Annotated in this window: 8 protein-coding genes and 1 pseudogene; 6 read left to right on the forward strand and 3 right to left on the reverse strand. The window is 35.7% G+C overall.

Annotated features, from left to right (window positions below; translation table 11 throughout):
• Window positions 1–28: 28 nt before the first annotated feature.
• The gene (locus EC501_RS03400) at window positions 29–928 is read left to right on the forward strand and encodes a cation diffusion facilitator family transporter (protein WP_122970889.1); all 900 of its coding nucleotides are present in this window, start codon (window positions 29–31) and stop codon (window positions 926–928) included.
• A 65-nt stretch (window positions 929–993) separates the two neighbouring features.
• Here EC501_RS03400 and EC501_RS03405 read toward each other — a convergent pair whose 3' ends face one another.
• Window positions 994–1,641: a response regulator gene (locus tag EC501_RS03405; RefSeq protein ID WP_122970890.1), complete on the reverse strand. Its 648-nt coding sequence runs from the start codon at window positions 1,639–1,641 to the stop codon at window positions 994–996.
• Between the two features lie 11 nt (window positions 1,642–1,652).
• On the reverse strand, window positions 1,653–2,768 hold the full coding sequence (locus tag EC501_RS03410) for a GAF domain-containing sensor histidine kinase (RefSeq protein ID WP_122970891.1): 1,116 nt from the start codon (window positions 2,766–2,768) through the stop codon (window positions 1,653–1,655).
• Between the two features lie 201 nt (window positions 2,769–2,969).
• Here EC501_RS03410 and EC501_RS03415 point away from each other — a divergent pair, with 201 nt between their 5' ends.
• The 5 genes and pseudogenes from EC501_RS03415 to EC501_RS03435 form a co-directional block, all read left to right on the forward strand.
• Complete coding sequence (locus tag EC501_RS03415) at window positions 2,970–3,596, forward strand: GntR family transcriptional regulator (protein ID WP_122970892.1); 627 nt, start codon at window positions 2,970–2,972, stop codon at window positions 3,594–3,596.
• Window positions 3,597–3,739: 143 nt separating this feature from the next.
• Complete coding sequence (locus EC501_RS03420; RefSeq protein ID WP_122970893.1) at window positions 3,740–4,168, forward strand: disulfide oxidoreductase; 429 nt, start codon at window positions 3,740–3,742, stop codon at window positions 4,166–4,168.
• Complete coding sequence (locus EC501_RS03425; RefSeq protein ID WP_122970894.1) at window positions 4,165–4,635, forward strand: thioredoxin family protein; 471 nt, start codon at window positions 4,165–4,167, stop codon at window positions 4,633–4,635. The genes EC501_RS03420 and EC501_RS03425 overlap by 4 nt, the downstream gene beginning before the upstream one ends.
• A 68-nt stretch (window positions 4,636–4,703) precedes the next feature.
• Entirely contained in the window at window positions 4,704–5,540 is an 837-nt protein-coding gene (locus EC501_RS03430; RefSeq protein ID WP_122970895.1) for an RluA family pseudouridine synthase, read from the forward strand.
• A 109-nt stretch (window positions 5,541–5,649) separates the two neighbouring features.
• Window positions 5,650–6,252: pseudogene (locus EC501_RS03435) on the forward strand (alpha/beta fold hydrolase); the annotation flags it as partial.
• Window positions 6,253–6,283: 31 nt separating this feature from the next.
• On the opposite strand, the gene EC501_RS03440 reads toward EC501_RS03435, so the two are convergent.
• On the reverse strand, window positions 6,284–6,454 hold a 171-nt coding region (locus tag EC501_RS03440; protein ID WP_148037792.1), incomplete at its 5' end, for an IS3 family transposase.

The following is a 6,454-nucleotide window of genomic DNA, read 5'->3' on the forward strand; positions in this document are numbered from 1 at the left end:
TTCTAAAGTTTTGCCAGGAGGAAACAAAGTGGAGCTATATACAAATTTACGAGCTGGGGAAAAAGGGGCATGGCTTTCCATTATTGCCTATTTATTCTTAAGCTCCATCAAACTTACAATCGGTTATTTTGGAGATTCAGAAGCATTAAAAGCCGATGGATTAAATAATACAACAGATATCATTGCTTCTATCGCCGTACTAATTGGACTTCGAATTTCTCAACGTCCTCCTGATTTAAATCATCCTTACGGCCATCTTAGAGCGGAAACGATTGCTTCCATGATCGCTTCATTTATTATGATGATGGTTGGTTTGCAAGTCCTCCTTAGTTCGGTCATGAATTTATGGAATCCTGTACGCCAAAGCCCTTCTACGTTAACAGCAGTCGTTGCAATAGGAAGTGCCTTCGTTATGTACGCGGTATATCGCTATAACTTGTCCCTTGCTAAAAAGATTAATAGTTCAGCAGTCAAGGCGGCAGCCTATGATAACCGTTCTGATGCCCTTGTTAGTATCGGGACAGCAATCGGAATATTCGGAGCAATTATCGGTTATCCAATTATTGATACGTTAACCGCACTCGTTATTGGGATTATTATTATTAAAACAGCAATCGAAATTTTTTGGGAGTCGGTTCAAACTTTAACGGACAGTTTTGATATTGAAGATACCGAAACATTATCCGTCCTCATTGAAAATGTTGATGGGGTTATTGATTTAGTGGATTTTAAAGGGAGAACCCATGGAAATGTCCATTTTATCGATGTAACCGTAACAGTAAATCCATATTTAAATGTTTGGGAAAGTCATCAAATTACAGAAAAAATCGATTCCACTGTGAAACGATTCAATCCATTTTGTACAGTGCTCGTCCATATCGAACCCCATGAAATTCCTACCGCTGTGGAAGAGGATTATCATTTCTAAAGTATTAAAAAGCAACTTTAAGGTATTCCTTAAAGTTGCTTTTTATTCGTACTTTACCCATTTATTCATAGCCCACTGCCTTCGGTTAAACCGTGTTTTACTGCATAAAGGGCAGCTTGTGTTCGATCTTGCACTTCCAACTTCGTAAAAATATTCGAAATATGGGTTTTAACCGTTTTCTCCGTTACAAATAATGAAGAAGCAATTTCTCGGTTGCTTTTCCCCTTCGTTAACTCAGCTAACACATCCCTTTCCCGCGGTGTTAAAGGATTTTTCACATGGGGTAAATTTTCTTCTTCCCGTAGTACCTCTTCTAATTGGGAAGTGGCAACAGGATGAATAATGTTTTCACCGCGAATAATTTGTCTAATGGCATTTACTAATTCATCTGGTTCGATATCTTTTAACTGATATCCTGCAGCACCTGCTTCTATGGCAGGTAAAACATGATCTTTATCAGAAAAACTCGTCAGCATTAAGATAGCAACGTTCGGCCATTTTGCTTTAATTTTTTTCGTCGCCTGTATCCCGTCCATTTCAGGCATAACAAGATCCATTAAGACGATATCTGGTTGTAGTGATTCTACCAGCTCGACCGCTTCAAACCCATTTTTCGCTTCCCCAATTACTTCTATATCCTTTTGTGTTTTTAAAAAGAATAATAAACCGCGACGTACGACATGATGATCGTCTGCAATTAAAACTCGAATCATTTTCTCTCCCCCTAATAAGGTAGACGGATTAACAGTTCCGTCCCCTTACCAATTTCACTAACCCAATCAGCTGTACCACCAATAGCAATGGCACGATCTTTAATCGATTGTAATCCAATCGAAGGAAGGCTTAATTTGGGATCGATGACAAATCCCCTTCCTTCATCTTTAATAACAAATAAAATATCTGTTGATGTAACTGTGATATAAATAATCGCTTCTTGTACACCTGCATGTTTTCGTACGTTGTTTAATGCTTCTTGTGTAATTCGAAATAACGTTTCTTCCACACGGGACGGGAATTGAATAACGCCCGAAACGTTTACTGTTAATTTAATATTTAACATTTCAGCATAGGCTTTTATTGCTTCAATTAACCCACTTTCCAATCCTTTTGGACGCAGTTGCCATATCAGTGCACGCATCTCCGTTAAAGCTGATTGGGTAAGTTGTTGAATCTCTTTAAAAGTTTCTTTTATTTCCTGCTGTTCACTCATCTCAATTCCTGCTCGGGCAGTCAAAGTGACGGAAAACAATAACTGATTAACAGAATCGTGCAAATCTCTAGCGAGGCGATTTCTTTCCTGTACAAGGGCAATCTCCTGTTCTTGTTTTGTTAAATTAATACGCTTAATGGCAGACCCCATTTGAAAGGCAACCGATTCTAATAATTCCAGTTCTTCCTCTGTATAACTTACTGTATTTGGAGAAGCCACATTTAAAATACCAAATCGTTCTTCCCCCGATTGCAATGGTACTGTTGCATGGTGAGTAATATTTGCATTATCCCCTATATTCGCTTCAATAGCCGCTTCAATCCGCTGGCATTCGATAATATTAGAAGCCTTCTCCAACTCATGATTTCGATAGCGGGAAACACACCAGCATCCACCTTTTTTTAAATGTTGACAACCGTTGAACGCAAGGGCTTCTGGTAAATGTTCATGGGCTATTAATTCCGATTTTCCCTTTTCGTTAATGAAAAAAATCCAGCCTGTTTCAAAATTTGTTCCACTTAAAAATTTCGATAACGCACCTTTCAGCATAGGAATTAAATCGGTTTCTTCATTAAGTAATTCGGCTATTTCTTTCAGAATCGTTATATTAGAATGATCGCTTACTGACAAACTGTGTACACCTCTCTAAATGAACAAACTATTTTCTAATTTCATCATATCATTAGTCCATAGTAATTGGCATTTGTTGTCTTCTCATACTTTTGAATGAAACATTTGATTAATTTTTGGTTACATTTGAAAGTTATTCTCATTTAATAGGAAATTTAAGTGTATAATAAAAAGGAATTTAGCGTTACTAGGGGGATCGAAATGCAAGTAAATAATACTAGTACTTCTAACGCTTATCACTTAGCCTATGAAACGATACGTAACAACATATTAAGCGGAGAATTACCTGGTGGGACAAAACTTGTTGAGGAACGATTAGCAGCTACGATCGGCGTAAGTCGAACACCAATACGAGAAGCAATTCGTCATTTAGAACAAGAAGGATTAATCAAGGACAAGCGAGTGTATAAACCTACTAGAAATGATTTAATCCACAATTCAGAATTAAGAACTTTAATCGAATGTTATGCTGTAAAAATAGCTGCAAAAAAAATGTCCAAAGAAAATTTAAGTCTACTAAAACAGGCGATGAAAGACTCGAAAAACGGAACTATTGAAGAAATTGTAAGCGCAAACAAAAAATTTCATAATCTTATTATTTTAGAATCGAACAACCCCGTTATAATAGAAGAGGCAAAAAAGACGGATGCCATCTTCGACTTATTTAGTCGTACATTGTTGAAAAGTAAACGACCGTTACTATATGAGGAACATGAAGAAATATATCGGGCTATTGCATCAAGGGATAGTGATTTAGCAGAGGAATTAATAAGGAAGCATTTAGAATTCGATTTAAAATATATGTTGCGGTATACAAGTTACTTTTAGTCCATTTTTTGTACATTTCCTATGATGGATTGGTCAAATCATTTTCTTATAGTATAATTATCCGTAATTCAAAATAATTTACTTATTTTTATGAACAATCTATAATCAGTCTGCGTAATAATATGATTACTAGGAGATGCTAAATGAATAAAAAACTAGAAAATAGTTTGCTATTTATATGGCTTGTGTCATTAGTAGCAACACTTGGTTCACTCTATTTTTCTGAAGTTCGTGGCTACGAACCGTGTGAGCTTTGCTGGTATCAACGAATCTTGATGTACCCGATATTACTCATTACGACAGTAGCTTACATCCAAAAAAATGTACGAATTGCCGTAACAACTGCAGTTTTTTCATGTATTGGTGGAGCCATCTCTCTTTATCATTACGGTATACAAAAACTAGATTTCTTAACTGAATCAGCACCAGCATGTGGACGAGTTCCTTGTACAGGCCAATATATAAACTGGTTAGGATTTATTACAATTCCATTTTTAGCTGGACTTGCTTTCATTTTAATTGCCATCACTAGTTTCTACATGATCAACGTTTTAAAGGGGGAAAAACAATGAAAAAACTAGGTATTATCGGTGCTATTGTCGTTGTTTTATTTGCAGCTATTATTATACTTACTAACTTAGCAAACGAAGATAAATTAAAAGACAATCCTTATGATACAGATAACTTAAATCAATCAACGATTGATTTATTATCCGATGAAAATTATCAAAACATCATTCTTCCCGACGCTTTAGAAGAAAAAATTGCGTCTGGCGAACCTGTCGTAGCGTATATGTTCAGCCCAGAGTGTCCACACTGTCAAAAAATGACACCTGCTCTTATGCCTATTGCTGAAGAATTAGGTGTTCATATCGATCAATATAATATTCTTGAATACAATCAAGGTTGGAATGATTATCAAATTACAGCAACACCAACTTTAATTTACTTTAAAGATGGAAAAGAAGTAAGTCGTATTGTTGGAGATTATTCTAAAGATACAAAAGTGATTTATGATTTCTTAGAGCAAGTAAAATAATAAAGGTATTACTATTTCATAATCGTGTTCTATATAGAGCACGATTATTGTTATTTTGGAGGTATATTATGTTCCAATATGAAGTTCAACAAGAAGGACTATCCGTGGAAGAATTGTTGCGCACAAAATGGCGCCTTGGAAAAAAGATTGTCCATGAATTACGAATGGCAAAAGCCGTAACTTACGAAGACTCGACACCTGTCATTTGGAAAGAACCACTTCGTGTCGGCACTATCCTGTTCTTTCACTATGAAGTACCCGCATCTAGTTATAAACCTACTTCCCATTGCGGCTTAACGATTCAATACGAAGACGACCATTGTCTTATTGTATCAAAACCAAAAGGGATGGCTACCCATCCTAATGATGAGCGCGATGTGGACACTTGTATGAATCATGTTATGGCGCATATTATCGCATGTGGAGGACATTACGCTGAGCATGTTCACCGTTTAGATCGCGGAACAAAAGGTTTATTATTAGTAGCTAAGCATCCTATAGCAAAATCCATTTTCGATCGAATGATTGAAGAAAAAACGATTGTTCGAACGTATGAGGCAGAAGTCCAAGGGAATATCCGTCAAGAAAGTGGTACAATCAATGCCCCAATTGGCAAAGATCGTCATCACGCTACTCGACGGGTCGTTTCAAAATCCGGTCAACATGCCATTACACATTTTGAAGTGGTAAAACGCTTCAAACAAACTTGCCTTGTCCATTTAGTGCTTGAAACGGGTCGTACCCATCAAATCCGCGTGCACATGGCCCATATTGGACATCCTATTGTAGGTGACACTATGTATGACGCAAGAAAAACGGCATCAGGTGATTATGAATTACATGCTATCCAACTGGAGTTTGAACATCCCTTTATCAATAAACGGATAGTTGTTTCTGATATATAACGCAAATTCTCTCCCTTATAACCGTGACATTTAAAAAGGCAATTTTTATTTTTGATTGTAGGAATAGTTTTAATGGTCTATTATGGTAAAAAAAGGAGGGAGTTAATTTATGGAAAGAAGAATAGAAAAGTTATCAATAAATAATAGAACGATTGAATATTCAATTATTGGTAAAGGTGAGCCTATATTCGTTTTACACGGTGGACATTCAAATTGTAATGAAGAGTTTGGCTATAAAGCATTAATTGATAATGGGTTTTCTATAATAACTCCCTCAAGAGCAGGATATGGAGATACATCAAAAGAAATAGGTGAAAGTCTATCTACAGCTTGCGAGTATTATTTAAAACTATTAGATCATTTAAATTTAAAGAAAGTCCACGTAATAGCTATATCTGCAGGTGGACCTAGTGGTATATATTTTGCTTCCAAATATCCAGAAAGAGTTAGTACTCTTACTTTACAATCTGCTGTTACAAAAAAATGGCTTACACCTAAAGATGTAGAATATAAAGCTGCAAAGATATTATTTCGTCCAAAACTAGAAAAATACACATGGAAATTAATTTCATTTATGAATAATCTATTTCCTCAATTTATTTTTAAACAAATGTTTTCTTCATTTAGTAACTTGGCATATAAAGAAGCAACGACAATGCTAAGTAAGGAAGATATTGAAGAAATAAGGAAAATGAATAACCGACAACGATCTGAACTGACCCAAAAAAGTTAGACATATTTTGTTAGGCGGCTTCCAAGACCTTTGTTCGGTATTCTACCGGGCTTAGGTCTTTTAATTTTGCCTTCATTCGTTTGTAATTATAGTACTCAATATATAACCTTAATTCTTCTTCAAAATGTTCGATACTATTAAACTCTTGCAAGTATAATAGTTCAGATTTTAAGATGCCAAA

The sequence above is a fragment of the Lysinibacillus halotolerans genome (assembly GCF_003711845.1).
GTDB classification, from domain to species: Bacteria; Bacillota; Bacilli; order Bacillales_A; family Planococcaceae; genus Ureibacillus; species Ureibacillus halotolerans.